Genomic DNA, 25,953 nt, shown 5'->3' with positions numbered 1-25,953 from the left:
ACGGCCAGGGTGTTGGCCCCGGCCGGATCGGCGCCGAGCAGGTCCGCGAGGCCGCCGGGACAAACGGCATTGAGGACGCGGCGGATGGTCGCCGCGCTCGGCGCGAGGCGGACGTTGAGCACGGTCCCGGTGCGGGCGCCGAGACGGGCCAGGGCATCCTGCGGTGCCGCCCTGGCCCACTGGCCGATCGCCGCGAACGAGCGTGCTCCGCTCAGCACGGCCGAGCAGGCGATCAGCAGCACGCTCACGAACGGGTGACGCTTCCCCCGCCGATGGCGCGGGTCAGCCAGCGTGGCCAGCCGCTCCGGCAGATACACGAGCCCGCGGTGCTGACGCGAAGGCGACTTGATCAGACAGATACTGGCAGACTGACGGCACATCGAAGCTCCCGTTGGCACAGGCGACTTGGCAAGGTCACCCGCATCAACGGGAGCTTCGTTGCGTTCGTAGCGCCTCCGCCGGACACCGTCACACGGCCACGACCAGCGCACCTACAAGATCAATCCGACTTTGCAACAGCCCTGGTCTGGGACCGGAGCCTTTGCGTGTGCTGTTCGAGCGGGTGGCGCTGCCGTGTGCTCGACGCGGCTCACAAGGAGCGTGGCTGGGCCGGTGGCGGCTGATGGCCATCGACGGGTTCGTGCTGGACATTCCCGATACTCCTGCGAATGACACGGAGTTCGGCCGTTCCGGGGGGACGAAGAACCCCGCACCGTTTCCGCAGGTGAAGATCGTGGGACTGGGCGAATGTGGGACACATGCCGTGGTGGCTGCCCGGCTGGGGCCCTGGCGTGTGGATGAGGGCGCTCTCGCCAAAGAACTCCTCGCCGACTTCGAGCCGGGCATGCTGATCACTGCCGACCGGGGGTTCTACGCGTACCGGCTGTGGGAGGCAGCTGCTGCAACGGGTGCGGATCTGCTGTGGCGCATGCCCGACGGACCTCATCTGCCAGTGGTCCGGTCGCTGAAAGATGGATCGTACGAATCTCTTCTGCTCGATCCGAAGGTCAGAAACCGACGCGCCAACCAGCGTCACCGCGGATCGACCGTCGAGGAGCCGGCAGGGATCCCAGTTCGGGTTGCCGAATATGAAGTGACCAACCGCGAAGGCAAGGGAGAGATCTTCTGCCTGATCACCACGATCATGGACCCCGATGAGGCAGGCGCCGCCGAACTCGCCGCCGCCTACGCAGAACGCTGGGAATTCGAATCCAGCCTCGACGAGATAAAGACCCACCAGCGCGGCCGCGGTGGCGTCCTGCGCTCGAAAACGCCCGACATGGTCGAGCAGGAAATCTGGGCCCTCCTGCTGACCCACTACGCAGTCCGACACCTGATGTGCGAGGCAGCCGACCAGGCAGATATCGACCCCGACAGGCTGTCCTTCATCAGATCACTGCGCATCATCCGCCGCCAGGTCACCGACCAGGCGGCCTTTTCCCCCTCAGCGGCTCACAAACGCTCTTGACGCAGCCCGCCCTGAAATCCTCGAGAGACCCAACCCGCCCCGCCGGAAGCGCACCAGCCCACGAGCCGTCAAACGCGTCCACGTTCACGCCTACCGAAAGAAACAACCCACCGAAACGACTATCCTGCACGCCGACCCACCTCACATCAAAATCCTCGCCGTTTCTTAACTACGCGGCATTGCTCCGCAAGGAGGAGTGATCAGCCCGTTGCTCTTCAACGTGGCCATGCACGGAATGGAGGAAGCCGCAGGGGTCCGCTATTACACCACCGGCAGAGATGCCGGGAGTGCACAAAGCGGCAGCCCTGTGCTGGTGAGGTACGCAGATGATTTCGTCGCGATGTGCACCAGCCGCGAACAGGCCGAGCAGGTCAAGAAACGGCTGGCTGCATGGCTGACGCCCAGAGGACTCGCCTTCCACGAGGACAAGACACGAATCGTCCACGCGGAGAGCGGATTCGACTTCCTGGGATTCAACGTCCGCCGCTATCACGGCAAACTGCTGATCAAGCCGAGCAAGGCGGCCCAGAGACGGATACGGGAACGGCTCAGCACCGAAATGGTGGCCCTGCGAGGGGCCAACGCCGGTGCGGTACTCAAGAAGATCAACCCGATCGTGCGGGGTTGGTCGGCCTATTACCGGACGGTGGTGTCCAGCGAGATCTTCACGGCGCTGGACAATCACATGTGGAAGCTCGCTTATAAGTGGGCCAAGCACAGCCACCCGAACAAGCCGAAGCACTGGGTATCCGACAAGTACTTCGGCCGGTTCAACAGGTCCAGGAGCGACCGGTGGGTGTTCGGTGACCGCGACAGCGGCGCCTACCTGCTCAAGTTCTCCTGGACGAAGATAGTCCGGCACCAGTTGGTCAAGGGGAAGGCGTCCCCGGACGACCCTGCCTTGGAATCCTATTGGGCTCAGCGGCGACGCAAGGGAACCCCTCTACCAATCGACGCTATGACCGTGCGTCTACTACAGGCACAACACGGCCGTTGCCCGATCTGCGGAGGACTCTTACTGCACGCCGACCACCCGCCACAAAGCCCGCAGGAATGGGAAACGTGGCGGGCGGTCATCCGGAAGGCGATCTCCAAGCAATACATCGCGTTTCCGGATGGCAGGACGCCGGACGGTCAACGACTCCGTCTCCTCCACACCCATTGTCTACGGCGGAATGGAGCCGCCGAGATGACAAATCCAGCACTTTTGCCTGCCGGCGAGCCTTTGGGGCTTGCTTGAGCCGTGTGCGGTGAAAGCTGCTTGCACGGTTCTGAGGGGGCGGGGACGCAGCAATGCGTCCCCGCTACCCGACTGATCATCGGGACGGGACGATCCGCGATCGGCACGCTCGTCGAGCGCAGCAGCCGCTCCACACTCCTGGTGCACCTGCCTCGGCTCGAGGGCTGGGGCGAGAATCCGCCCGTGAAGAACGGCCCCTCGCTCGGAGGCTATGGCGCAATCGCGATGAACACGGCGCTTACGGCATCAATGACGAAACTGCCCGAGCAACTGCGCAAAACCCTCACCTGGGACCGCGGAAGGGAACTCTCGGGCCACGCACGGTTCGCCGTCGAAACCGGGACGAAGGTGTTCTTCGCCGATCCGCACTCACCTTGGCAACGACCGACGAACGAGAACACGAACGGGCTGCTGCGTCAGTACTTCCCGAAGGGCACCGACCTGTCCCGGTGGTCGTCCGCAGACCTCGAAGCCGTCGCCCTGGCGATCAACAACCGGCCCCGCAAAATCCTCGGTTGGCGGACACCAGCCGAGGTCTTCGAGGAACAGCTACGCTCACTACAACAGCCAGGTGTTGCAACGACCGGTTGAACTCGCCCAGTACACTTCCCGGGAACTCCGCAGCAAAGTACGCTCGTTGGGAATGCGGGCATCCGTCGGCCGCACGGGCGTCTGCTGGGATAACGCTATGGCCGAATCATTCTTCAGCGTTCTAAAAAATGAACTCGTCCACCGCACTGCGTTCCCGACGCGCGCGCACGACCAGCGTGCGATCGTCCGTTACATCGAGATATTCTACAACCGCCAGCGTCTCCACTCCGGGCTCGGTTACAGGACACCATCCGAAGTCCAAGCCGAGTACGAACAACGGCAATCCGCGGCATAGAACCCCGTCAAACCGCTGTCCGAGAAGCACAAGGCCCCTCACCTTGTGTAGCGCGGAGCCGGCCGTGCAGTGACCGCGTTGCCCGTGAATGGCAGAAAGCGATCCGTCGGCCGGAATCCGCACACGGGCGGCAGACCTGCGAACGCAACCCCGCGGATGCGGTCCGGCGAAGTGGACCGTGACGTGGCGGTCCCTGGACGTCCGCGCCGCGCCCATGCTTCTCAACCGAAATTGCTGTCCGGTCCGGAGGCGCCGTGGTCGCTGGCCGGCGCTGAGGGTCAGCGGGCGCCGAGTGCTTCGGCCAGGATCTGGGCCTGTGCTGTGGTGAGGTGGGTGGCGATCTGGATGGTGCGGCCCGTCAGGCGCTGCATGATGGCGGGGTTGGCGAGCATCCGTTTGCCCTGGGTGATGGCGATTTCGTTGCGGGGCTGTGGCTGGCCTGCGACTTGTCCGGTCAGATCGGAGAACCGGGCGGCGTCCTGACTGTTGAGGGTGACCTCGACGACCCAGTCCCGACCCCCTTGGGCGTCCTCGAAGGTGCGGACGCCATCGAGCTGCCTCACTTGCAGGGCGCCCGGCGTGGTGACGGTGGCGCACGCGCTGCGGTCGTCCGCGGTGTAGGACTGTGCCAGCTCGGTGCCGGGGGCGCGCACGGGTTGGGCTTGGGGGTCGGTGGAGCATACGCCGTCGGTCTTGGTCTCTACGGCGAAAAAGCCCACCGGCTCGTCCGGTGCCACAAGAGTGGGGCCACCGCCCTGCCAGGGCCGCGTCAACAGCAGGGTAGCCACCACGACGACGACGGCCGCTCCGGAACCGATGGCCCACGCCCGTCCCCGCTTGCCCCGCCCGGGCGGGGCGTCCTGGTGCGGGGGCGGGGGTGGCAGCACGGTGGTGCGTTGGGGTGCTTCTACCGGCCCGGTCACTGCGTTCGGGTCCACCCGTTGCCGTGCGTCTTCCACTTCCCGTGACCGGCGTTCGCCGTACCGTTGGATCTCGCTGGTCCAGGCGGGGTCCAGCCAGTGCCGACCGTCCCGGCCTGCCGGCTGCCACCGTAACTGCCCAGCGCAGTCCTGCAGGATCTGGGCGGGCGTGGGCCGGTGAGCGGGGACGAGTGCCAGACAGGGCAGGATCAGGGCGTGGAGTTCGGGACTCAGCCCGGACACGTCGAGGTCGCCGGTCGCTGCCCGCACGAGTTGCTCCATCGCCGGACCGGCGCCGCCGTCCCGGTACGGGGCCCGGCCAACCGCCAGATGAAAGAGCGTCGCGCCCAGCGAGAAGACGTCCGATGCCGGTGTCGTGGCCTGCCCCTGGGCCTGCTCGGGCGCGGCGAACGCCACCGTGCCCAGCACCGCCTGGGTCCTGGTCATATCGATGGCATGGGAGATCCCGAAGTCGATGACCCGGGGGCCGTCGATGGGCAGCAGAACATTCGACGGCTTCACATCACGGTGCACCAGCCCCGCGGCATGAATACTGACCAGCGCCTCCGCGATACCCGCAGCAACCCAGTACAAGGCCTGCGGTCGCAAGGTGCCGCAACCGGCCACCAGATCCCGCAGCGAAGGGGCCGCGATGTACTCGGTAGCCATCCACGGCATCGGCGCCTGCGCGTCCGCAGCCACCACACTCGCGGTGTAAACCCCCTGCACACGCTGCGCGAGCAGCACCTCGCGCGCGAAACGACGCCGGTCCGCCTGGCCGACGACACCGCCTACCTCGTCAGCCAGCAACGTCTTCACCGCGACCATCCGCCCACCCGCGGAGACAGCCAGATACACCCGCCCCATCCCGCCACTGGCCAACTCCCCCAGCACCATGAACGGCCCAAAACGCTGCTTCGACTGCGAACCCTTCACCCCGTCGCTCCGCACGCCCACCCCCCTACTCCACCCCACCCCGCACACCAACGGCCGCCACTCTAACCGCCGTTGATCGGGCAGACGAGCGATGAAGGGCTTCCGCTCCCTCGGATCGGCCCAACGGCTCCTGGCCGCCTTCAGCCGCATCTCCCCCCACTTCAGACCCCGCCGACACCTCCTGACCGCATCCGACTACCGGGCCCAGATGGTCGACCGCTTCACCACGTGGAACCACATCACCACCGGCACCGGCCTGCCCGCGACCACCTGAACCAGGACCTCACCACCGCCCGACACGTCCCAACCCGCAGCCCACCCTCCCCAGCCCCAGCAAGTTGACAACGCCCGCGGGAGCTATACCGGCATCCCGCCAACGATGTCGCCGCCGCCTTGGGTATCCTCGCCGCGCCACTGGCCGAAGGCGTAGTCGTAGACCTGCACGGCGCGGGCCTGGAGGGTGTGCACCTGGTGGGCGCGCACCTGCAGGGCGCGAACCTCCGCGGCGCAGACCTCATCTTCGCGGACCTGACCGGCGCGAACCTGCGTGGCGCGGACCTGCACGGTGTTACCGGGTATTCGCCGCCTGAGCGCCCGACCAAGGAGTTCCCGCCATACCCGTCGCTGATCCCCGCCCCGCCCCGCCCCCTCGCTCCAGGCGAGTTCACCAGGCGTGGCCGAGGCACAGGCCGGACCGGTCGTTGGGGTCCGGGTGACCTGACCGCACTGCTCCTTCAACCGCCGCGTCTGCCCGCCGTCCCCGATCCCGCCATCTCCCACCAGGGGTCTGGGGGCAGGGTAGGCCGACGCGGTGCGCGGAGCAGGCACTATGCGCCGACGGCGACGATCCAGCAGTCGTTGGGCCACTTGCGGGACGCGTGGACCCCGTGCGGCGTGTCTGACTTGGGCACGCAGGCGGGGCTGGTGAAGTGGTTCGTGTCCTTGTCCTCCACGTCTGGGGAATGATCATGATGGGTTTTCGTAGGGCCATTGCGGCCACCGCCTTGGCCGCTGCCGCCGTGATGGCGGCCGCCGGCGCGGCTTCGGCCAGTGACTACTCCGAGTACGGCGAGCACGCTGCGATGGGCCAGCACGTGTTGAGCGCGCAGTGCAACGACGCGACCACCCAGATCGGCGCGGTGAACTACAACCAGGGACCGGTGTGCATCGACTTCGGCTCCCACCACGGTCAGGGCGAGGAGATGAGCCGCGCACTCAAGTCCGACCAGGACCTGATGAACGCCGCATGCAACTCCTCGGTCACCCAGATCGGCGTGGTCAACTACAACCAGGGACCGGTGTGCATCCGCTTCTAAACCGGCGGTGACCGACAGGGACTCGCCCGCACGAGAACGCCCTCTGCCGCGGCCCCCGCCCCCTGGGCACGACGTCCGCTCGGCTCCGGCCGCGGCACGCTCGTGCCAGGCCCAGGTCGGCGCGGGCGAGGAACTCGAGGGATAACCAGGCGCTCGCGATGCTGAAGCCCGGCGGGCGGCCTCCGTCCTGACGGGGGGCAGTGCGGCGGACATGGTGCTGACTCGCGAGCGCCGGGAGCTGATGCGCGAGTGGGTCGGTCCGCTGCACGACGCCCTGCACCGGCCGCTCGGTGTGGCGGAGCAGACCGACCCGCGCGGCTACTTCCGCGTCCCGAAGAACTTCTCCGACGACGCTGCGGAGATCCGCATAGGGCTGCCCCGTCAGCTGGGCTTCTCCCGTGAGGTTGTCGCCGACCTCATCACCCAAAAGCTCGCCCTGGAGGGCGTGACGTTCTCCTGGCACCCGGAGGGCCGCACCCCGTACGTGCGGGTGAAGAAGACCCGCAAGCCCCCGGCGAAGGCCGTCTTCAAGGACCCCAAGACTCGGGAGCTGGTGGCCAAGGCCAAGGAGTCCGCACCGATCATCGGGTTCGGTGCCGGCGGGCGGATCGTCTCCGTCGACCTGGACGCCGAATCCCCGCACATCCTGGTCAACGCCTCCACCGGCGGCGGCAAGTCGGTGACTTGCGCGGCATCGCGCCAGATGCTCCACCACGGCAGCCACCACCGTGTGGCCGACGACGCCACCAGTGGCACCGCAAGATCGCCATGACCGGAATCATCAGGCGTTCCCGTCATCCTGGTCTTTCAGGCGCTGCTTGTCCTGCTCGTCCCACGTGCGGGTGTCGCGCGGTTCGACGTACGGCTCCTCCTGCTCGGGGTGGCCGCCGGTGATGGCCCGCTGGCGGGAGGTCTCGGCGTCGAACTCCAGGCCCAGCAGGATCGCCAGATTGGTGATCCACAGCCATATCAGGAAGATGATGATCCCCCGCGAACGTGCCGTAGGTCTTGTTGTAGGAGGCGAAATTTGCCACGTACAGCGCGAATCCGGCGGAGGCGATCATCCAGATCAGCAGGGCCAGGAAGCTGCCTGGCGTGACCCAGCGAAAACCTCGGACCTCGGCATTCGGTGTCGCCCAGTACAAAATTGCGATCATGATCGTGACCAATAGCACCAGCACCGGCCACTTCGCGATCGACCACACCGTCAGTGCGGTGTCCCCGATGCCCAGCGCGGTGCCGGCCTGCCGGGCCACAGGGCCGGTGAACACCACCATCAGCGCGCTGACCACCGCCAGGACCATCAGCACCACGGTGACACCCATACGGACGGGCAGCACCTTCCACACCGGCCTGCCCTCGGGAACGTCGTAGACGGTGTTGGCGCTGCGGATGAACGCCGCGACATAGCCGGACGCGGACCATACCGCCAGGATCAGGCCGACGATCGCCATCACCGAGCCGATCCCGGCGTTGCCCTGCAACTGATGCACCGCATTCGTGATCACGTCACGGGCCGAGCCGGGTGTGAACTTGGCGAGGTTGGCCAGCAGCTTGTCCGTCGTGGACTTGCCGGCGAGGCACGAGCAGCGAGACCAGCACCAGCAGCGCGGGGAGCAGCGCCAGGATCCCGTAATAGGTCAGGCCCGCCGCACGATCGGTGAGCTCGTCCCTCTTGAACTCGCGGTCCGCCGCAGCACCGCCCACCACGACTTCTTGCCCAGCCCCGTCAAAGAATCCGGCGCCCGCCGCTCCACCTCCGGCCCGGGGCCGTATTTCGTCTGCGGATCCCCGCTCGCGCCTGGCGTGGCGGGCGACCCGCGCTCGACCTGCGGGTGTCCTCGCCGATGAGTACCACCGCCACTAGACACCTGAGCCTTGTGCCCCAGTTTCAGTATTCGTGTCATGTATCCACCAGTACGCCTGTCCGGCGTCGCCCGCACGCGGACCAGGGTGGTGAGCCAGCACCCTGCCTTCATCTGATCGGCCGGTCCGCCAGAAGGGCTCACAGCGCGCGTACGTGCCGCGGACAGCGTTACCGTCGAACCAGGCTGGGCCGCCGCCGCGCAGTCCCCGCGTACGTCACGGCATTGATGGACGCCGAGGCCGACACATAGTTCCGCGGCCGGTTTCACCATCGGGCGGGCCGGGGCCTGGCCGCTGCCCGAGCCCGCTACCACCGGGGGTGAGACGGACACCGGTGAGCCCGTCGAAGCCCTCGTTGCGGTGGGCAGCCTGGCTGTCGGCCGGCCGGCACGCCGCTTCCGGGAGATGTCGCGTTCTTCGAGGGCGTGGGAGGCGCCGGTGGAGGCAGGGGTAGAAGATGGAAGCTCTGGGAGAACTGCTGCAGGCCACTATGCGCACCCGGCACCTGACCGCGCAGGCGCTCGCCGACCGCACCGGCATCCGCACCCCGCGCATTCGCGCCTTCGCCCAGGACGGCGCCGACGGGCCCGTTCATCCCACTGAACCAGAACTGGCCGAACTCGCCGCAGCGCTGGCCCTGCCGCTGCCCCAGGTTTTGGCTGCCGCGCACGTTCCCGCCAAGATGCTGGCGTGACAGCCGCCCTAGCACCCCACTGGCACCGGTGCCTACCAGCGACGGAGGAGCCCCTCCCGCGGCACCAAGGACCGGCTGACGCCCCTCCGGACGCCCCTCCGCGCCAGGGGGAGGGAGGGGCGTCCGGAGGGAGCAAGTGCGTGGACCGCAACCCGGCTTCATGCCCGTGCACTGCCCCGCCCGGTGAGGAGCGGGGGGACACCGGCAGGTGACCGCGGTCAGGAAAGGTTCGCCGGCAGACAGCCGCGCGGGATGAAGTACCAGCTTTGCTGGCCGATCCCGTCGGTGCTGCCACCGCGCGGATCCCGGATCATGACGAATTTTCCGTCGCGGGAGACGTAGCGCCACAACGCCGTCTGGCCGATCGCGACCTGGCCGTTCACTGGTGAACTGGCGCTCGCAGGAACGTTCCACGGGCGGACGTTCCCGTAACCGGTGATGTGCGCTCCGTCCCAGGTCTGGCAGCCAGAGCCCGCCACCGTGGTCACCGAGGCGCCGTCCGAGGTTCCACCGCCTATCTGTCCGTTGGTGAACTGTGAGGTCGGCATGGTCGTCGCCGCGCCGCAGCTGTCCGCCACGGGCGCGGTGCCACTGAGCGCGCCGGAGTACGTCCACAGACAGGTGTTCAGGTCGCCGTAGACCCGTCCCCACCGGTAGCCGTTGTTCTGGTCGCCGTGCACGTCGACGGTCCAGTTCCGGTAGGCGGTTCCTATGACGTACGAGGCAGGAGCGCGGCGCAGCAGGGTGTAGTCGGAAGTGACCTGTTTGCGGACCGCTGCCTGGGCCGAGGACTGCTGGAAGGTGTCCGCGGGTCCTACGCTGATCGCTGCGGCCGCGGCAAGGCCGAGTATCAGTGCCTGAGTTCGTCGCAACACTGTTGTTCCTCCGGCTTTCTCGTTGTGGACGTGGTTGCTTTCCTGTTCTGCGAACGCGCCGTTCCTCGACTGTGGATCCGGACAAAGGCAGCGGTCGGTCAGCTGCCTGGCTGGAGGGTGATCACCGCGGCTTCCCCCGCGTCGAGCGTGGCCGTCAGATGGTGATGCTTGAACTTTTCGGTTGACGGGCGGAATCCCGGCCACGAACCGTCCGGGGACACGGACTGGCCGTCGATGCGCACCTGGGGGACGCCGAGGGTGTGGCCCGCGCCGGTCGGGTCGTACGGAGTCATACGGTCCACCTGGGCTTTGGCCCCGGGCGCGGTGAGGGTGACAGTGGCCGGGTGGGCGCTCTTGTTGATGAGGAACAGGCGGCGCTCGCCGTCCTTCCCGCGGACCTGCCACGCCTTGAGGTGCGAGGCTTCGGTTCCGTCGGTGGGGATCTGCACGGGCCGTAGTTCCTGGCCGTCCTGGGCGAAGTGCGCGAACAGCAGCATCGCGTAGTAGAGCGGCGCCGCTGTCGGTGCTCCGGGCTCAGGGGACGGGTCGTAGTTGACGGCGTTGTAGTAGGCGTTGCCCTCTTCGGGCGCGTAGAAGGCGCGTACTTCGGCGTTGTGAAAATTCACGCCGATGGCCCCGGTGCCGCAGTCGGCGTTGGCCGAGGGGTCGTCCGGGGGCTGCGGGCACGCGGTGTGGAACATCAGGTTCAGTGCGTACGTCGCACTCGCGGCCGTGTTGCTCACGCCGTCCGCGCCTCGGTTCGCCGCGGTGTTCGTCTCCTCCAGGCGGTAGCCGAGCCCGTGCTCGGTTGCCTGGCGGGCGTGGACGTAGACCTGGTGGTCGAGGGTGTTCATGTGCTCGTCGGAGAGCAGCGCCCCCGCGCTCGGGCAGCGGTAGGGCTTGTTCACACACGTACGCGCCAGGGGGTAGAAGTGGTCACTGGCCCAGGCGCCGAACTCTCCCGCGTTCTCCTTGGCCCGGGCCGCGGTGGTGTCCAGGATCTGCGGCCAGTTCCAGAAGTACCGGGTGGGCACCGTGGCGCCGGCGACGCTCTGCCACGGCAGGATGTCCTCGCTGGTGTTTGGTGCGATGAGCGGGAAGCGGCCGATGACTCCGGGGTCCGAATAGGTGGTCAGGTCGCTCAGGTAGCGGTCGAGGTTCGAACCGTAGGAGAGGTCGGGTTCGTTGCCCAGCTCGATGCCGGCCACATAGCGGGCGGACTCACCGGTGAAGACGGGTTCGACGCCCTCGGTGAGGAAGCTACGGGTGTGAGCGGTGCTGACGAAAGGCCTGGTCGCGCTCGGCGGTGACATGGCCGTACCCAGCACAACTCCCCAGGCGGGTTTGGAGTGTTCCGGGGTGTCGGCGTTGGCGGCTGCGAGAGTGTCCCGGATGTTGCGGAGATCGGTCAGCGTGATCACCCGGTCGGTGTCGGGCGCGGTGGCGTCGAAGGGCGTGACGTCCTGCGATGATCCGCCGATGCGCAGGACTCCGGTGCCCAGGTTACGCAGCAGGTTGACGAATGCGGGACGGCTATTGGGCCCCATGTAGCGTTCGACCAGGGACCATTCGATGCTGAGGCCCATGTAGTTGGCGGGGATCGCGCCACCGCTGTTCTGCCATGTGTCCCACTTCGCCGAGGCCGCATCCGCCTGCTCGGGCGGGGGCGCGGTCTCAGCCTGGCTCACGCCCGGGCCGGCTCCCCAGGCGACCGCGGAGAGGACCAGAGCGCAGCAGGCGGTACGGACGTGGCGTTGGGCGGCCGTACGACGGGGCCTCCGACGTGCTGGTGCGAGGGGAGAGGGTGTGGCCGGCGTCATTGTCCTGCCTCTCGGTAAGTGAGTGGATCGCGGTCGGCCTCGGCCGCGCCGGTGTGGCGTGGTCGTGGCCGACCGCCCCGACATGCGGGGCGAACGTGGTGAGGTGTGCTCAGTCGTCGATCTTGGACAGGAGCCGCTGCTCACCGGCGGCTGCGGGCACGGCCCCGGCGAAGGCGTCGTCGTCCCCGTCGGAGGACACGGCCGCGACGAGTGCGTCGGCCTCCGGGTTGGGCTCGGGGCTCACCAAGCCGACGGCCACGTACAGGACCAGCGAGGTCACCAGCGGGGTGAGAATGATCGCCGTCGTGTCGGTGCTGCTGATCCCGTACTTGACGACCCAGTACCCCATCAGGCCGGCGGCCCAGGAGATGAGCGCCGCCCGCGGGCCGAACTTGCGGAAGGCGGGAAGCAGGCCGAGCAGCAGCGGGATGGAGATCGGCCCCATCACGGCGGCGACCAGGCCGACGATGATGCCCAGGACGCCTCCGAAGTGCTCGGCCTGGATGGCCACCAGCATGCTGAGCGTGATGAAGACGACCGTGACGATTCGGGCGGCGAGCAGTCCGGACTTCTCGCTCATGCCCCGGGCCGTGCGGGAGATGACGGGCATGATGTCGCGGGTGACCACGGCGGAGATCGCGTTGGCGTCCGAGGAGGCCATCGCCATCGTGTGCGAGAACATGCCGGCGAGCGTGAGACCGACCAGGCCTGCGGGCAGGAACTTCAGGCTCATCAGCGCGTAGACCTGCTGGGGGTCCGCCACGTGCGGCAGCAGTACGGGAGCGGCGACGGACGGGAACAGCAGGAAGGCCGGCCAGATCAGGAACAGCACCGAGGACAGGGCGGCGGACCGGCGGGCGTCCCGCGGGCTCTCGGTGGCCATGTAGCGCTGGGCCAGGTTCCACATGCCGCCGTTGTACTCGAAGGTCTTGATGACGATGTACGCGGTGAGGAAGGTGGCCGTGTACGGGCCGACCAGCGGCTCGGTGTGGTGTGCGGGGAGCTTGTCCCACAGGGTGCCCAGACCGGAGACGCCGCCCAGTTTGCCGAGCACGGCCACGACCATGGCGATGGCGGCGATGCCCTGGATGATGAATTGTCCGAAGTCGGTGAGGGCGTCGGCCCACAGGCCGCCGACGGTGCAGTACAGCAGGGTGACCACGCCGGTGATCACGATGCCGGTGCTCATGGCCATGCCAGTGAACACGTTGAGCAGAATCGCCACGGACGCCCACTTGGCGGCGACGTCGAAGACCTTCAGCAGGGTCCCGCTCCAGGCGAGGGCTTGCTGGGTGGGCACGTTGTAGCGCGTGGCCAGGTATTCCAGGGGTGAGGCCACGCCGTAGCGCTTGCGCAGCCGGTTCCAGCGGGGCGCGAAGACGATCGCCCCGAGGCCGGTGCCTATCGCCAGCGGGACGAAGGCCCAGACGTAGACGGTGATGCCGTAGCTGTAGGCCACCGCGGCGTAGGCGACGAACACGGCGGCGCTGTAGCCGGACATGTGGTGGGAGATACCGGAGAGCCACCAGGGCATCCGGCCCCCACCGGTGAAGTAGTCGCTGACACTGCTGATGCGTTTGTGCGACCACAAGCCGATCAGCAGCATCACGACGAAGTAGCCGCCGAGGGCGACCCAGTCCAACGCAGCCATGTGAACTCCTAGGCCGTGTCCGGCCGATCATTCGTCTGTGATGGAACGTGCATGATGTCGCCCAGGTCTTGGCATCTGCGGCGCCACCACGGCCAGGCACGTGGAGCATGAGGGTTGGGCAGGGTGCGTGCCAGGAAGTCGGCGTCGGCATCTTTGACGATCGACGCGATTTCCCGTGCTGCTCGTCTGTCGAAAGCGCCGATGGCTCGCTCTATCAGTAGTCGGTCATCCCAGATGTCGTAGCCGGGCAGGTGTGGCTCAGGCAGGTAGAGAGGCCATCCTGGACGGCGTACGAACGCTTGCCAGCAGTGGACGGCGTCTTCTAGCTGCCGGATGGGTAGGCCGCGTTCGGCTTCGAAACTGGCCGCCTGACGAAGCGTGTGAGGTGAGAACCGTGAAGGCCGGCGCCGGTAGCCCCGAAGATGGGACCGGCAGAGGGCGTCCAGACGTAGAGCAGCCGCCGTCTTGCGGGGCATGACTCTTCTTTCGCAAGTAGTGATCTCGTTGAGGAACTCTACTCTGCGAGCTCGCGGCAGGTCAGGTCCTGAGCCAGATGAGCAGTGCCGCTGCGGTCACAGTGCCGAGGAAAACATGGCCCCGCTTGTCATAGCGGGTGGCCACGGCCCGGGACTGTTTCAACCTGTTGATCGCCCGTTCCACGACGTTCCGCTTCTTGTAGCGCTCCTTGTCGAAGCCTGGCGGCCGCCCGCCCCCGGTACCTCGCTTCAGACGGGCGGCCCGGGAGTCGGACTTCTCCGGGATCACGTGCTTGATGCCGCGTCGGCGCAGGTAGCGGCGGCAAGGCCCGTTGCTGTACGCCTTATCGGCGGCGACGCTGTCCGGCTTCTTGCGTGGCCTCCCCGGCCCGAGTCTAGGCACGCGGATCTCTTCCAGGACGGGGACGAACTGCGTGCAGTCGGCCCGCTGGCCTGGTGTCACGATCAGTGACAGCGGCCGACACCGGCCGTCCGCGCTCAGATGGACCTTGGTGGTGAAACCGCCGCGCGAGCGGCCAAGTCCCTCAACTGCTGGACCACCTCCACCGGCCGGGCGACGAGGCTCGTCTACGGTGATTCGCTCTGGTGTCCCACCACTGCTGCCCCCTTTGAAGCGGTGACGGCCGGTGGGGGGTGTCCGACGGGCACCGGCCGCGTGCTGATGGGCGCGCATCACAGTGGAGTCGACCGAGATATCCCAGTCGATCTCCCCAGCGGCATCAGCCGCGGCCTGGACCTGCTGCAGCAGCCGCTTCCATGTGCCGTTGGCCGACCACAACCGGTGCCGCTCATAAACCGTCTTCCACGGCCCGTATCGCTCTGGCAGGTCACGCCACTGCACGCCTGTGCGCACGCGGTGCAGGATGCCGTCGATCACCTGCCGGTGATCCCTCCACCGGCCACAGCGACCGTTGCTCACCGGCAGAAGCGGCCCCAGCCGCCCCCATTCCTCGTCAGTCAGATCACCCCGACCCATAACCAGATCAACGGATCAGATGATCGGCCGGACACGGCCTAGCCGATGCATCGCCCGGAACATCCCCGTCCTACAGGGAAGTCGGCGGCCTGCCGCTTCGTCGTCCACGGGCAGGTCGGTGTGCCGGACAACGAGCGGGTCGCCAGCTCGGCTCCTTCCGCGCTTGGGCCAGCATCAGCTCCGGTCGTGAGGCGTCGGTGAGGTCGGCGCCGGTCGCGGCGTCGCTCTGGAAGTGGTGCAGGCCGTGCCAGTCCAGGCACCTGACCGTCGCGTCGTCCTCCATGCGGCCGTCGCCGGCATCGACGATCGCCCCGATGAGAGCGCGTGCAGCCTCCCGGGGGCGCAGTTCACGGGTGCGAATGACCGGATCGGACAGATCCGCGGTGGTGGCGTTGCGCTCGAGCATCCCGTCGGTGAGCATCACCAGCCGGTCGCCCGGCCGCAGGCCCAGCAACTGCACCCGATAGGTGCGGGCGAGCCGGTGCCACTGCCAACCGCTGCACACCCCGGCGCGCCGCATCCGCAGGAGACCCGTATCGGCACGGGTGAGGCCAATGGCTGAGAACATGACAGACTCAGCTGGCCCGTCGGTGACCGGTGCCCGCGCCGGTCGTTGAGCAGAGTGACAACGCACTGCTACGCCGCATGCTCTGCCTGCGTGCACGCCGACATCCCCGGACCGGGACGGAACCCCGCGCAGCGCCTGCCGCTGCACCTCGCGGTTATCGGAACGTCCAAGCAAACCACTGTGGCTAGGAGCTTGATAATGGCGCGGATGCCCCTGCGTGATAAGACCGCGACGGAACCCGGAGACCGGCCTTCAGGGAAGCCTCCCATGTCCGTGCTCGGCCGGGTCCTGGCCATGCTGCTGGCCTTCGTAGCGACGGTGGCCTTCGCAGTGGTGCTGGCCCGGCTGACCCTGGAACCCTCGGCGGCCTCCGTGTCGTTGACGCACAGCAATCTGCGCCCCGGTGACTCCATCCGTGCCTATCTCGCGCACCCCGCGTCCCTCGACACGGTCAAGCAGCTCGGCGGCAACATCGTCATGGGTGTGCCGTTCGGCGTGCTGCTGCCGGTACTGGTGCCCCGAACGCGAGGGCTGGTCCGAGTGGCGGTGGCCACCGCCCTCGTGATGCTCCTGGTGGAACTCGTCCAAGGCGCCCTCATCATCGGGCGTACCTTCGACATCGATGACGTTCTGCTCAACACCACCGGTGCTCTGGTGGGTTACCTGCTGCTCGGCCTGTGGTTGGGCCGTGCGGTGCATCCCCGGCGACGCCACTGGTGGCACCGATTCACCCAACGCCCGGCCACCGCTACGGACCCGGCATAACCGAGCCTGTTCCTTCGCCCCTTCGGCGAGTGAGGTGTCGCGCGGCGTTGACGAGGTCGGCGAGCTGGGCGGTCACGACAGTGCTGTCCGAGCGGGGCGCTGGTGGCAGCCGGCAGCTTCGGCCGCCCCCTGTTCGGTCAACAGCCGCACGCTGACCGAACAGGGGGCGGCCCGGCTGCGACCAGAGCTGCCGGGCACCACCTCGGGCGCGACCAGGCTCCCGACGGTGCGGGCGCAGTGACAGGACGCGCCGGCGGCGAACCGCTCCCTCGAGCTGAGCGGATGCACCGATCCGAACTGCCACGGCGTCCACTGACCCCGGGGCCCGGCGGCGCCATCTCCCCTGGGGCCGCTTATGTCGTGTCAAGCGGTTGGGTTGTCCGCGGCCGGTGTTCGGGTCGGTGGCCGCGCCCGGCAGCGTGCGGCCGGGGCGTTGGGGGAGCCGGTTTCGGGGCACCCTTCACGGGGTGAGCGAGAACGACCGGAACAGGCAGGACACCGAGAGCCCGTCCGCTGCGGCGACGGGGTCAGAGGATGTGGGCAAGGTGCGTGACCAGCTCGCCGCGATCCGTTCCCAGGGGCCATGCTGACAGAGGGCTGAAGCCTGCCCCTGCCGGCGAGGGCGAGGGTGACGAGACCGCAACGGACCCATCAGACGACAGAGCACAGTGAGACGGACGAGCCATGATCCATGCAGCCGATATCCGTGAGTGGCGCAACCACAGCGTCGTCGACCCCAAGGGCCGCAAGATCGGCGTGCTCGAAGCCATCTACGTGGACACCACCACCGACGAACCGGCCATGGCCACGGTCCGCATCGGACTTCCCACCCGTCACCAGCTGGCTTTCGTGCCCCTCGAAGAGACGATCCTGGGACCGGACTACGTCAAGGTCTCCTACGACAAGGCGCTGGTGAAGAAGGCGCCGACGATCGGCATGGACGACATCCTGCCTGCCGAGGCAGAGAAAGCGATCTTCCAGCACTACAACCTGACCTACCAGCCGGGGGCGGGTGGCGAGAGGCAACTCGCACGCCGTTGACCCCGCGCTCATCTTGAAGGAGGTGTTCGTGCCATGGCGCTGTTCCTGTTTCTCGTTCTGGTCGCCGTCGTGCTGGGAATCATCGGCGTGGCGGTGGAGGGGCTGGGCTACCTGCTGATCATCGGCATCGTGGTCCTCGTAGCCGCTGTGGCCTTCATCGCGGTGCGATGGTCCCAACGCTCCGGCCGCCGCCCCATCCGATAGCACCGGATAGCCAAGGATCTCCACTGCCGCGGCGTCCACCGACCTCCCCAGCTGCGTGACCTTCCCGCCCGTGGTGTCGGATGACAGGTCCCCATCGTGTCAGGGCCACGTTCATCTGTACGCCAACACATTGGCGCGTTGGACAACCGACACGCGCCCGCGACCGGGCGCAATTCACGACGACACGTGCACCCCCAGGGTGGTGTCGTTCCGAGGATCTGTCCGGTTTGATCACGTGATGCCAAAGGTGGCGGGCGGGCGGCGGGGGCACGGGCATGGTGGCGGAGCCCGGCGGCGACGCCCGCCGGCCGTGCGAATCGGTCGCCGCAGGGCCCCGAGCTGTCACGGGTCTGGGCCTGCGCGGGTCAGGGAGCGTCAGGAACTGCCAGCCGCCGTCAGGCCAAGTCGTGAACCGTGACGGGCACCCCACGCAGGGTCAGCTGCTCCACGATGAGCGGCTCGACCAGTTCCCACCGGCCGCCGGCAAGTCCGCAACCGATCCGCGGCATGTGCACCGAGGCCCGAAGTTGCAGCGCACGGTCGGCGACAGCGGCGAGGGCGCGGCTGATGGCTTCGTACCTGACGGGTGGGGTGCTGCTGAGACGGTAGCCGTGCTGGCCGATCATGTTGGCGACGAGGAGACTGTCCTCGGCGGGCACGAACTGCACCGCGCCGAGCGCGAAGCCGCTGGTGTCCCGGTCGCGGTACCAGGTCTTGTACGCGGTCCTGGTCTGCGGCCAGCGTCGGGCGAGTGGCAGCACGAAGCCCTTGCCCCAGCCGCCCGCGTCGTTGCAGACATGCGCAATGATCTTCGGGCCTTCGCCCTGGGGTGCGGTGGCGTCGCCGACGACGTAGCTGATCTCTAGAGTCACGGCGCGACTCTAGCCAGTGGGTCCGACAAGTCACCACGGCATTACGGGTATCCGCTCAGCAGGGCGGAGTCGTTTCGAAGACCGGCTTCCGAGTGATCATGAGGTGTCGAGTCCCTGATCGCAACGGAAGACCGGGCCTGCCAGCTCAGCATCGCTGATTCCGTCCGGCCTGGGCGAGCTCGTCACCGCGTCACCGTCCGCTCCTGGCGAGCATTCGGGCCTGCTCCAGCGCCTGGCCGCCGTCCCCGACCCGCGTCGGCCTGCCGGCCGTCGCCATCCCCTGGCGTTCGTTCTGGCGCTGGCCGCTTGTGCCGTGCTCGCGGGTGCGAAGTCCCTGGCGGCGATCGCGGAATGGGTATCCGACGCGCCGCCGGCCGTGCTCACCTCGCTCGGCGGGCCCGTGCGCAAACCGGCGGGGCCGGTCGCTCCGGCCGGGGCGACGGTGCGCCGCGTCCTGCAGCGCGTCGACGGCGACGACCTCGACGCCGCGATCGGCGCGTGGCTCGCCGACCGCGAGCCAAAACCAGCCCAGGCTCCGGACGAGCGACCAATGCGTGCGCTTGCCGTCGACGGCAAGACCATCCTGTGAGCGATCATGAAATTCGGCTCTGTCGCTGATCTTGTGCTTGGTGGTCAGGTCCGGTGCAAGATCCGCTTGCGTAGAAGGTCGAAGTTCGCACGCCCGTATCCGGCCCGCTTGATGAGCTTGACTCTCGTGTTCTGTCCCTCGACCTGGCCGGAGCTCCAGGGAGTGGACAGTCCGGCGATGACGGCGTCCTGGTCCCGGCGGAGCCCGGTGATCAGGGAGTGCAGCGCGGGCAGGGGGTCTTGCTCGACGCGCTCCATCCAGTCGGGCAGCTGGTCGCCGCGCAGGTCGCGCATCATCTCGGCGAAGTCGCGGACGTGGTCGGTGACGGCGTCGAGTTCGGGGCAGCCGGCGCGGATTTCCTTGAGGGTGAGGGCGTCCTCGTCGGTGAGGTTGCCCGGGTTGGTCATGATCCACCGGACGACGCGGCGGGGCCGTGGCGCGGGCCTGGGCGCCGGTGCGGGAGCTGAGGGCGTGAAGGTTCGCAGGTAGCGGCGGACGGCCTGGATGCTGCCGGTGAAACCGAGGGCGGTAATGTCGCGGTGCAGTTGGGCGGGGTCGTGGCAGCCCTCGTTCCACCGCTGGTGGAGGTAGGGCCGGTACTTGTCCAGGATCGTCGACCGGTTGACCGCCTTGACCAGGAGCTCGTCGATGCTGGTCGCGCGGGCGAAGCGGCGGACGGTGGAACGGTCCAGCTGGAGCCGGTGGCAGATCGACTCCAGCGAGGCGCCCTGGCCCAGCAGGTCCTGGACCAGGGTGAAGCGTTCCCGGGTCCGGACCACCAGGCGGCGCTCGCGCCCGCAGACGTCCAGGGTCCCCACCGGTGCCGCCACCGGGCCTTCGTCATCAGCGGGCGCGTCGGTGGGTGCGCGGGCCGGCATCTCCTCGAACACGGCCCGCACGCAGACGAAATGGGCACCGACCGTCTTCTCCACCGCCTCGCCGACGTTCTTCCACAAGTGCCACGCGTCGGCTACCTGCACCGCTTGAGGGGCGCCGGCGCGGGCACCTTCCGCGTAGGAGCCGGCCCGGTCCCGGCAGATCACCTCCACCTCGGGGTGGTCACGGAGCCAGGCTGCCAGCGGTTCTGCCTCGCGTCCCGGCAGCACGTCGACGGGGCGTCGCCGCTCCAGGTCGACCAGGACGGTCGCGTACGAGTCGCCCCTCCGTAGCGCGAAATCGTCGACGCCCAGCACCCTGACCTGCCCGACAGGCTCCTCGGGGAAGGCCCTGAGCAGGCGTAACAGGGTGTCCTTCGCCACCGGGACCCCCAGCGCGACCGCGAGTCGGCCGCCGGCCCGCCCGGCCAACGCCAGCGCGATCGAGGTCAGCGTCCCGCGCATCAGCGGAGTGTAGCGGGCATGCGGGCTGGTCAAACCGGTGACCTGCTCGGCGAACGTCACGGCCGCGCAGGCGGCATTGAGGCACCGGAACCGGCGTATCAGCAGCTCGATGACTACCCGGGTGCCGCTGATCGCCGCGTCGGACAGGCGTCGCAAGTAACGCCCGTGCACCCGTCCCGATGGGCTCCGACAGTGCGGACACGGCGCCTCGACCGCACGGACACGGGCATGCATCGTGATCCCGCCAGCCGACCGCTCGACCAACTCCACCACGACACCGGACAGATGAGGCAGAAGCGCCTCGAAACTCGGCGAAGAACACGCGGGACAGGATGCCAGCCGTCAACACCTACCGATCACAAGATCAGCGACAGAGCCGAATTGAGTGACCGTCCACAGCAGTGGCCGGATGACGTCCAGGAGCAGTTCCTCATCGACCACGGCGACAACGGCGCCTTCGTTCACGACTACGCGGGCATCGACCTGCGCGAGGTCACCTGGCGGCTGGAGACGATCCCGGCCGCGGACTTCCACGGCATGCCGACCGGAGCGTCCGACGCCGGCTGCATCGAATCCTTCGCGAAGAACCCGGTGCGGGTCGCGGTCCGCCCCCAGAGATCGGCCGGCACTGGGAAGAGCACGGTACGTGGCTGCGCCCGCCGCTCCTCATCGACCGGCGCCTCCTGGACCCGGCGGACAGCGGACTGCAGGTCCTGGAGGGCGGCAGGCCTGACCGTGGTGGAGATGTCGGGAACCGATGAACTCCATGTAGCCAGCGACTGGCAGGGTGTCTTTCCGGAAGGCCGCGATCTGACCCAGGTCAAGGCCAAGCCCCTCTATACCCTGGGAGAGTAGGCCGTGACCGGCGGAGCGACCGATCTCTGGGGCGAATGGCAGAAACACGGCGCCCAAGGCATCAGCGGCGCCAAGGCCCTCGCCACCGAACTCGACCGCATCGCCCACCAGGGCGGCATCTCCTCACCCGTCACCACCCACCGCGGCCTGACCGCCCGCCTGCGCTACCCCAACAGCAAACCCGGCCGCGCAATCCTCCGCGCCCACGGCATCAGCACCCGCCTGTTGCGCTCCTGGGACCGGGGCAGCCGCCCCACCCGGGCCAAGCTGGAAGCCGTGGACCGCGCCTACCAGGATCACCGCAGGGCGAACCTCGTGCGATCCGGGGCACTGAAGCGGCTGCTGAACAACGGGGGACAGGGTCGGCGGATCGAGATCTACCCGGTGGCCCAGTCGCGTGTGGACGAGAAGTACCGCCGGCCCACCCTCAGTGAACGCTCCGTGCAGGCCCGTTACATCTGGGACGACCTCGTCGACGCCTGGGGCCGGGGCGACGAAGACACCCTGGACGAAATCTGGGACGACGTGATCACCGATCTGGACTCCGCATATGCGGCCTACGCATACGTGGGCTCCCTCGGCATCGGAGCATGACACCGCAGAGCCCGGACACGCGCATCGCGGACGAGGTTCAGAGGGAATCTGATGGCATCAACCGGAGTATTTGTATGTTCTGCGAGCTCGGCGGCTGCGGTCCCCGGGTTCTTGGCCATGTAGAGGCCCCTTCGAATCTGCGGTCGGCATGGAAGAATTCCGGGTCGATTCCGCCGAGTACGCCTTTGGTCGCGCCGCTGCTCGTTTTCCACTTTACCGACCGCAGGAGCTCGGATTCCGGCTCTGAACTGCGACGATACGTAGACTACATGTCCGTGACGGTTCCTCACCATCGCTTGTTGTCGCCCGTTGGAGTGATTCTCGACCACCCCGCCTGCATCCGTCGCTGACTCCCTGCGCCGGACTTGCCGGAGTCAATCGACGGTGACAGCCAAGCCGAGGGATCGGTCCAGGTCGCGACGTAGAGGATCGGGCGGAGAGACGCCGGCCGCTACCACTACGCGGCGAGGGTAGTCATCGGGATGCCAGGCGGGCTCGGTAGATTGTGCATCCTGGACTGTGGAGGACGGAGATGAGATGAGGACGGTCAGCGACTTCGTGCCGCTACTGGGGGCGCCTGTCCGCCAGGAAGAAGGACATCTGATCGAGAAGATCGCGAGGTCCTGGTCCGTGACGCTTCCTGAGGACTTCGTCGAGGTCGCCGGGGCCTATGGCGACGCGGCGATCTCGGAGTTCATCTTCCTCTGTGGTGCTCGCACGCTGCAGTCGTACTCGGACGGGATGGGGCGGAAGTTGGAGCAGTCGTCTTCGGTGCCCCACCTCGTCCTTCCGTCCGCTGACGGAGCTCTGGTGTGGGGAAACACGAGCGAGGGCGATCAGCTGTTCCTCGTGCCGCGCGGGGGTAGCACCTGGACGGTGTCAGCCTTCCGCCGTGGCTGGGGTGACTGGTATGACTCTGATCTCGGGTTCAGCGACTGGTTCCACCTCGCCCTCACTGGCGGGATTGCCGCAGACTGGCTGCCCGAATGGGAGCCCTTGCCCCACCCCCTCGAACTGGTCGACTGACAGTGGTGGGGAACGGCGAGGAGTCCGGGTGATCACGCAGGGCGTGGAGATAACGTCGAGCTGCAGCGAGTGCGGGGGCCTGTTGGTCCGTGATGTCGGGCAGTTCATCGTCGGAGGGCGGCTGTGCTGGGGCATCGAGGGCTCGTGTCGAGCCTGCCCCAACGGCTGGTGCGAGGAAGGCGGGGGGGAGACTCCGGAGGAGATCCGGCAGGCTTTGCTGATAGCGCATGGCCCCGCCCGACTCCGCCTGCTCGACGCGCGGGCGAGCCTGGTCCCTGTGCTCAAGGCTCTGCGGGAAATCTGGGACCTGCCATTCTTTCAGGCCCGTGAGAGAGCTGGCGAGCTGATGGAGCATGGCCTGGTCGGCACGCTGGTCGAGATGGAGTTTGTGGCTTCACGACTGCGCGGCCGCCAGGTTGCTGTGGAGGTCCAGACTTGATCCGGCGGACCGCCTGACGGTGTGAACGGAACATCCGTCAGACAGCTGTGAGGGTCCCTCACAGCGCCTGAAGTCACCTGTTGAGGATGGTTCCCGACCACCTCGCCTGAGCTGCCACTGACCCCTTGCGTCGTGAGCGGTGCCCCCGCGGGATCCGAAGAACCTGTGGCCTGAGCCCCGCTACGGCACGAGGACGGCCACCACCAAGGGACGGCGTGGAGACGAAGCTGAAGAACGCCGTCTGCAAGGGCACCATCACCCTGTCCTCCGCCCGCACCGCCATCGCCACCAACTGGACCACCGCTCTCCAGGTCACCGGCATCGGCTGATCGCCACCCCCCACCGTCCCGCGCCGCCGGCGCGGGACGGGCGCTGCTCCGACGCCACCCATCGAGCCGCAACGATCAGGCGAAGGCCGCCCCCAGGTCCGGCGAATGCTCAGGCGGACCGCTAAGTTCGAGACGCCGTTCGAGTCCGGGCGATGAGGAGAATCAACCGGGCAGTGCCACGGTGAGGTCCACCTCGATGAGCTGTCCTGGAAAGCCCAGCTGTGCGACGCCCAAGAGTGTGCTGGCGGTGGTGAACGCCGGGCCGAGAGCCGAGCCGGTGAGCCGATGCCACGCAGCTCCCAGAACGTCTCGGTCGTCGCTCCGCACGTAGATCACCGACCGCACCACGTGCTCCGGCTGGGCGTTCACCGCTGCCAGAGCAACGAGCGCATTCGCGACGACCTGGTCGGCTTGCGTCTCAAGAGAGCCGGAACCGACGAGGTCACCGTTTTGATCAAGTGGGCACTGGCCTGCCAGATAGGCCGTACGGCCAGTTTCCACCACGGTGATGTGGTGGTAGCCGGGCGTCTCATGCAACTGCTCGGGATTGATACGGGTGATTTGCAAAGTCATAGGCGCGAGTCTCACCAGCGCGCGGTCAGCGCGCACCGCAATTTCTCGTACTGACGACCACTCCGCAGCGGCCTGAGGTTGGAGAACAAGCCTTGGACCGTGTCGTCCAGTTCGCACTTCTTGCGGTACCGCACCGGCCGAACGCCTGCTGGGCCGCAATTCGCGCGGATGGACGCTGGAGTCGGCTTGCCGCGCTTCTACACCCCTCAGAGTGCGGTACGTGATCTTCTGTCCTGCTTATGATCACTCGATGGGGTGACGGTGAAGCATTATTGCCGGTCAGGCGTTCGGGATTCGCTTGGGTGACGGGATGAGCGATCGCAAGTCGTACTCGAGTGATGTCTCCGACGAGCAGTGGGCCCTGGTCGAGCCCGTGGTCACGGCGTGGAAGGCCGCGCATCCGTCGGTCAGTGGCCACCAGGGCAGATACGCGATGCGGGAGATCGTCAACGCGATCCTGTACCAGAACCGCAGCGGCTGCCAGTGGGACCTGCTGCCCCACGACCTGCCGCCCGCCGGTGCGGTGAAGTACTACTTCTACAAGTGGCGCGACGATGGCACCGATCAGACCATTCATGATCTGCTGCGATGGCAACTGCGGGAGAAGAAGCGGCGATTAGCCGACCCGAGCCTCATCGTCATGGACACGCAGAGCATCCGCGTGGCCGTCGGCGTCCCGGCCGCCACGACCGGCAAGGACGCGGCGAAACGGGTGCCGGGGCGGAAGAGATGCCTGGCCGTGGACGTATTGGGACTCGTCGTCGAGGCTGTCGCCCTGCCGGCGTCCGCACACGACAACGCCGCCGGAATCGCGCTGCTGGACGGCGTGGCCGCCCAGATGGGCACCGTGAGGAAGGCCTTGGTCGACCAGGGGTTCAAGAAGGCCGTCGTCGACCACGGCGAGCAGTACGGCATCGACGTCGAGATCGTTGAACGCAACCCGGCCGACAAGAGCTTCATTCCGCAGGCCAAGCGGTGGGTCGTGGAGCAGACGAACGGGATCCTGATGTTCTACCGGCGCCTGGTCCGCGACTACGAGCACCGGCTCGCCACCTCGCGCTCTCGCGTCTTCTGGGCGATGACCTCTGTCATGGCCCGCCGGCTCACCGGCGCCACCCTGCCCTCCTGGAGGACCGCGTGAGCGACAACCCGCAGATCAGAAACGTCCTTGCCTACGTCGAGGCCCGCGAGAACGAACTCGACAAGCAGGCCGGGCAGCTCCGCGCGTCCATCGAGGACCTCACCGCCCGCCTCGGCGAACTCGACGCGGAGACCGAGAACCTGCGCATCACCCGCAAGACGCTCCTGAACATCCCGGCACCGGAGCCCGCCGACGATCCGCCACGGCCCGAGGCGCCGGACCACCCCGCTTACCAGCAGATTCTCGCTGTCTTCACCGACACCGGCCATCCGATGCGTGCTCGAGACCTGTGCGAGGCACTCGACCTGCCGATCCTCCCGAAGAACACCGAAGGCATCCGGTCCAAACTGAAACGCCTGGTCACACGGGGCATTCTCACCGAACCCGAACCCGGCCTGTTCGCTCAGCCCCGCACCTGAGTACCAGTCCGCCCCGCCGACCAGGACTCCTCACCCAACCCCAAGCATCAACC

At 67.6% G+C, this 25,953-nt stretch carries 25 protein-coding genes and 6 pseudogenes; 19 read left to right on the top strand and 12 right to left on the bottom strand.

Annotated features, from left to right (window positions below):
• Positions 1 to 98 precede the first annotated feature (98 nt).
• A pseudogene (locus C8250_RS44350) lies at positions 99 to 380 on the bottom strand (transposase family protein); the annotation flags it as partial.
• A 146-nt stretch (positions 381 to 526) separates the two neighbouring features.
• On the opposite strand from C8250_RS44350, the pseudogene C8250_RS42710 reads away from it, so the two are divergent.
• The 4 genes and pseudogenes from C8250_RS42710 to C8250_RS42695 form a co-directional block, all read left to right on the top strand.
• Positions 527 to 1,468 (top strand): annotated as a pseudogene (locus tag C8250_RS42710) (IS4 family transposase); the annotation flags it as partial.
• Positions 1,469 to 1,646: 178 nt separating this feature from the next.
• Positions 1,647 to 2,708, top strand: a complete 1,062-nt coding sequence (locus C8250_RS42705; protein ID WP_269288738.1) for a group II intron maturase-specific domain-containing protein — start codon at positions 1,647 to 1,649, stop codon at positions 2,706 to 2,708.
• Positions 2,709 to 2,780: 72 nt separating this feature from the next.
• Positions 2,781 to 3,299, top strand: a pseudogene (locus tag C8250_RS42700) (IS30 family transposase); the annotation flags it as partial.
• A gap of 52 nt (positions 3,300 to 3,351) precedes the next feature.
• A pseudogene (locus C8250_RS42695) lies at positions 3,352 to 3,594 on the top strand (integrase core domain-containing protein); the annotation flags it as partial.
• Positions 3,595 to 3,872: 278 nt separating this feature from the next.
• Here C8250_RS42695 and C8250_RS43055 read toward each other — a convergent pair.
• Positions 3,873 to 5,450 (bottom strand): serine/threonine-protein kinase, encoded by a 1,578-nt coding sequence (locus C8250_RS43055; protein ID WP_244809759.1) that lies wholly within the window; start codon positions 5,448 to 5,450, stop codon positions 3,873 to 3,875.
• An 85-nt stretch (positions 5,451 to 5,535) separates the two neighbouring features.
• On the opposite strand from C8250_RS43055, the pseudogene C8250_RS42685 reads away from it, so the two are divergent.
• Positions 5,536 to 5,724: pseudogene (locus C8250_RS42685) on the top strand (IS6 family transposase); the annotation flags it as partial.
• An 83-nt stretch (positions 5,725 to 5,807) separates the two neighbouring features.
• Here C8250_RS42685 and C8250_RS44640 read toward each other — a convergent pair.
• Complete coding sequence (locus C8250_RS44640) at positions 5,808 to 6,014, bottom strand: hypothetical protein (protein WP_269288739.1); 207 nt, start codon at positions 6,012 to 6,014, stop codon at positions 5,808 to 5,810.
• On the opposite strand from C8250_RS44640, the gene C8250_RS44635 reads away from it, so the two are divergent.
• The 3 genes from C8250_RS44635 to C8250_RS42670 all read left to right on the top strand — a co-directional run bounded on the left by C8250_RS44635 (position 5,922) and on the right by C8250_RS42670 (position 7,538).
• Positions 5,922 to 6,416 carry a pentapeptide repeat-containing protein gene (locus C8250_RS44635; protein ID WP_269288737.1) on the top strand — a complete coding sequence of 165 codons (495 nt, stop codon included), beginning with the start codon at positions 5,922 to 5,924 and terminating at the stop codon, positions 6,414 to 6,416. The genes C8250_RS44640 and C8250_RS44635 overlap by 93 nt on opposite strands.
• A 2-nt stretch (positions 6,417 to 6,418) precedes the next feature.
• Positions 6,419 to 6,766 (top strand): hypothetical protein, encoded by a 348-nt coding sequence (locus C8250_RS42675; RefSeq protein ID WP_244809757.1) that lies wholly within the window; start codon positions 6,419 to 6,421, stop codon positions 6,764 to 6,766.
• A gap of 211 nt (positions 6,767 to 6,977) precedes the next feature.
• Positions 6,978 to 7,538 carry a hypothetical protein gene (locus C8250_RS42670; RefSeq protein ID WP_187145225.1) on the top strand — a complete coding sequence of 187 codons (561 nt, stop codon included), beginning with the start codon at positions 6,978 to 6,980 and terminating at the stop codon, positions 7,536 to 7,538.
• A 9-nt stretch (positions 7,539 to 7,547) separates the two neighbouring features.
• Here C8250_RS42670 and C8250_RS42665 read toward each other — a convergent pair.
• Positions 7,548 to 8,673: pseudogene (locus C8250_RS42665) on the bottom strand (YihY/virulence factor BrkB family protein).
• Between the two features lie 416 nt (positions 8,674 to 9,089).
• On the opposite strand from C8250_RS42665, the gene C8250_RS42660 reads away from it, so the two are divergent.
• Entirely contained in the window at positions 9,090 to 9,326 is a 237-nt protein-coding gene (locus tag C8250_RS42660; protein WP_138357166.1) for an XRE family transcriptional regulator, read from the top strand.
• Positions 9,327 to 9,544: 218 nt separating this feature from the next.
• Here C8250_RS42660 and C8250_RS42655 read toward each other — a convergent pair whose 3' ends face one another.
• From C8250_RS42655 to C8250_RS42635, 5 genes are all read right to left on the bottom strand, one after another.
• Positions 9,545 to 10,198: a hypothetical protein gene (locus tag C8250_RS42655; RefSeq protein WP_138357165.1), complete on the bottom strand. Its 654-nt coding sequence runs from the start codon at positions 10,196 to 10,198 to the stop codon at positions 9,545 to 9,547.
• A 101-nt stretch (positions 10,199 to 10,299) separates the two neighbouring features.
• Positions 10,300 to 11,889 (bottom strand): hypothetical protein, encoded by a 1,590-nt coding sequence (locus tag C8250_RS42650; RefSeq protein ID WP_138357164.1) that lies wholly within the window; start codon positions 11,887 to 11,889, stop codon positions 10,300 to 10,302.
• Between the two features lie 241 nt (positions 11,890 to 12,130).
• Positions 12,131 to 13,672, bottom strand: coding sequence for a sodium:solute symporter family protein (locus C8250_RS42645; protein WP_138357163.1), 1,542 nt, complete (start codon positions 13,670 to 13,672; stop codon positions 12,131 to 12,133).
• A gap of 537 nt (positions 13,673 to 14,209) precedes the next feature.
• Positions 14,210 to 15,145 carry an IS5 family transposase gene (locus C8250_RS42640; protein ID WP_138357162.1) on the bottom strand — a complete coding sequence of 312 codons (936 nt, stop codon included), beginning with the start codon at positions 15,143 to 15,145 and terminating at the stop codon, positions 14,210 to 14,212.
• A gap of 70 nt (positions 15,146 to 15,215) precedes the next feature.
• Positions 15,216 to 15,713, bottom strand: coding sequence for a SpoIIE family protein phosphatase (locus tag C8250_RS42635; protein ID WP_138357161.1), 498 nt, complete (start codon positions 15,711 to 15,713; stop codon positions 15,216 to 15,218).
• A gap of 267 nt (positions 15,714 to 15,980) precedes the next feature.
• Between C8250_RS42635 and C8250_RS42630 the strand changes: the two genes are divergently transcribed.
• From C8250_RS42630 to C8250_RS42620, 3 genes are all read left to right on the top strand, one after another.
• Positions 15,981 to 16,478 (top strand): VanZ family protein, encoded by a 498-nt coding sequence (locus C8250_RS42630; protein WP_232486340.1) that lies wholly within the window; start codon positions 15,981 to 15,983, stop codon positions 16,476 to 16,478.
• Between the two features lie 684 nt (positions 16,479 to 17,162).
• Complete coding sequence (locus tag C8250_RS42625) at positions 17,163 to 17,519, top strand: PRC-barrel domain-containing protein (RefSeq protein ID WP_138357160.1); 357 nt, start codon at positions 17,163 to 17,165, stop codon at positions 17,517 to 17,519.
• Positions 17,520 to 17,552: 33 nt separating this feature from the next.
• Positions 17,553 to 17,723, top strand: coding sequence for a hypothetical protein (locus C8250_RS42620; RefSeq protein WP_187145224.1), 171 nt, complete (start codon positions 17,553 to 17,555; stop codon positions 17,721 to 17,723).
• Positions 17,724 to 18,118: 395 nt separating this feature from the next.
• On the opposite strand, the gene C8250_RS42615 is transcribed toward C8250_RS42620, so the two are convergent.
• Positions 18,119 to 18,595: a macro domain-containing protein gene (locus tag C8250_RS42615; protein ID WP_138357159.1), complete on the bottom strand. Its 477-nt coding sequence runs from the start codon at positions 18,593 to 18,595 to the stop codon at positions 18,119 to 18,121.
• Between the two features lie 154 nt (positions 18,596 to 18,749).
• On the opposite strand from C8250_RS42615, the gene C8250_RS42610 reads away from it, so the two are divergent.
• Positions 18,750 to 19,184: a transposase family protein gene (locus C8250_RS42610; protein WP_138357158.1), complete on the top strand. Its 435-nt coding sequence runs from the start codon at positions 18,750 to 18,752 to the stop codon at positions 19,182 to 19,184.
• Positions 19,185 to 19,228: 44 nt separating this feature from the next.
• Here the strand turns inward: C8250_RS42610 and C8250_RS42605 are convergent, their stop codons facing one another.
• Complete coding sequence (locus C8250_RS42605; protein WP_244809755.1) at positions 19,229 to 20,797, bottom strand: ISL3 family transposase; 1,569 nt, start codon at positions 20,795 to 20,797, stop codon at positions 19,229 to 19,231.
• A gap of 108 nt (positions 20,798 to 20,905) precedes the next feature.
• Between C8250_RS42605 and C8250_RS42600 the strand changes: the two genes are divergently transcribed.
• From C8250_RS42600 to C8250_RS42585, 4 genes are all read left to right on the top strand, one after another.
• Complete coding sequence (locus C8250_RS42600) at positions 20,906 to 21,379, top strand: hypothetical protein (protein WP_232486324.1); 474 nt, start codon at positions 20,906 to 20,908, stop codon at positions 21,377 to 21,379.
• Positions 21,380 to 21,382: 3 nt separating this feature from the next.
• On the top strand, positions 21,383 to 21,973 hold the full coding sequence (locus tag C8250_RS42595) for a hypothetical protein (protein WP_138359563.1): 591 nt from the start codon (positions 21,383 to 21,385) through the stop codon (positions 21,971 to 21,973).
• Between the two features lie 537 nt (positions 21,974 to 22,510).
• Complete coding sequence (locus C8250_RS42590) at positions 22,511 to 22,999, top strand: hypothetical protein (RefSeq protein WP_138359561.1); 489 nt, start codon at positions 22,511 to 22,513, stop codon at positions 22,997 to 22,999.
• 28 nt (positions 23,000 to 23,027) lie between these two features.
• Positions 23,028 to 23,438, top strand: a complete 411-nt coding sequence (locus tag C8250_RS42585; RefSeq protein WP_244809753.1) for a hypothetical protein — start codon at positions 23,028 to 23,030, stop codon at positions 23,436 to 23,438.
• 491 nt (positions 23,439 to 23,929) lie between these two features.
• Here C8250_RS42585 and C8250_RS42580 read toward each other — a convergent pair whose 3' ends face one another.
• Positions 23,930 to 24,340, bottom strand: a complete 411-nt coding sequence (locus C8250_RS42580; RefSeq protein ID WP_138359559.1) for a RidA family protein — start codon at positions 24,338 to 24,340, stop codon at positions 23,930 to 23,932.
• Between the two features lie 310 nt (positions 24,341 to 24,650).
• On the opposite strand from C8250_RS42580, the gene C8250_RS42575 reads away from it, so the two are divergent.
• Positions 24,651 to 25,481: an IS5 family transposase gene (locus C8250_RS42575; protein ID WP_138359657.1), complete on the top strand. Its 831-nt coding sequence runs from the start codon at positions 24,651 to 24,653 to the stop codon at positions 25,479 to 25,481.
• Complete coding sequence (locus tag C8250_RS42570; protein WP_138359659.1) at positions 25,478 to 25,900, top strand: hypothetical protein; 423 nt, start codon at positions 25,478 to 25,480, stop codon at positions 25,898 to 25,900. The genes C8250_RS42575 and C8250_RS42570 overlap by 4 nt, the downstream gene beginning before the upstream one ends.
• The last annotated feature ends 53 nt before the right edge of the window (positions 25,901 to 25,953 follow it).

The sequence above is a fragment of the Streptomyces sp. So13.3 genome, assembly GCF_005860785.2.
GTDB classification, from domain to species: Bacteria; Actinomycetota; Actinomycetes; order Streptomycetales; family Streptomycetaceae; genus Actinacidiphila; species Actinacidiphila fildesensis.
The sequence above is the reverse complement of the archived record's forward strand: the minus strand, read 5'-3'. Positions and strand labels throughout refer to the sequence as shown.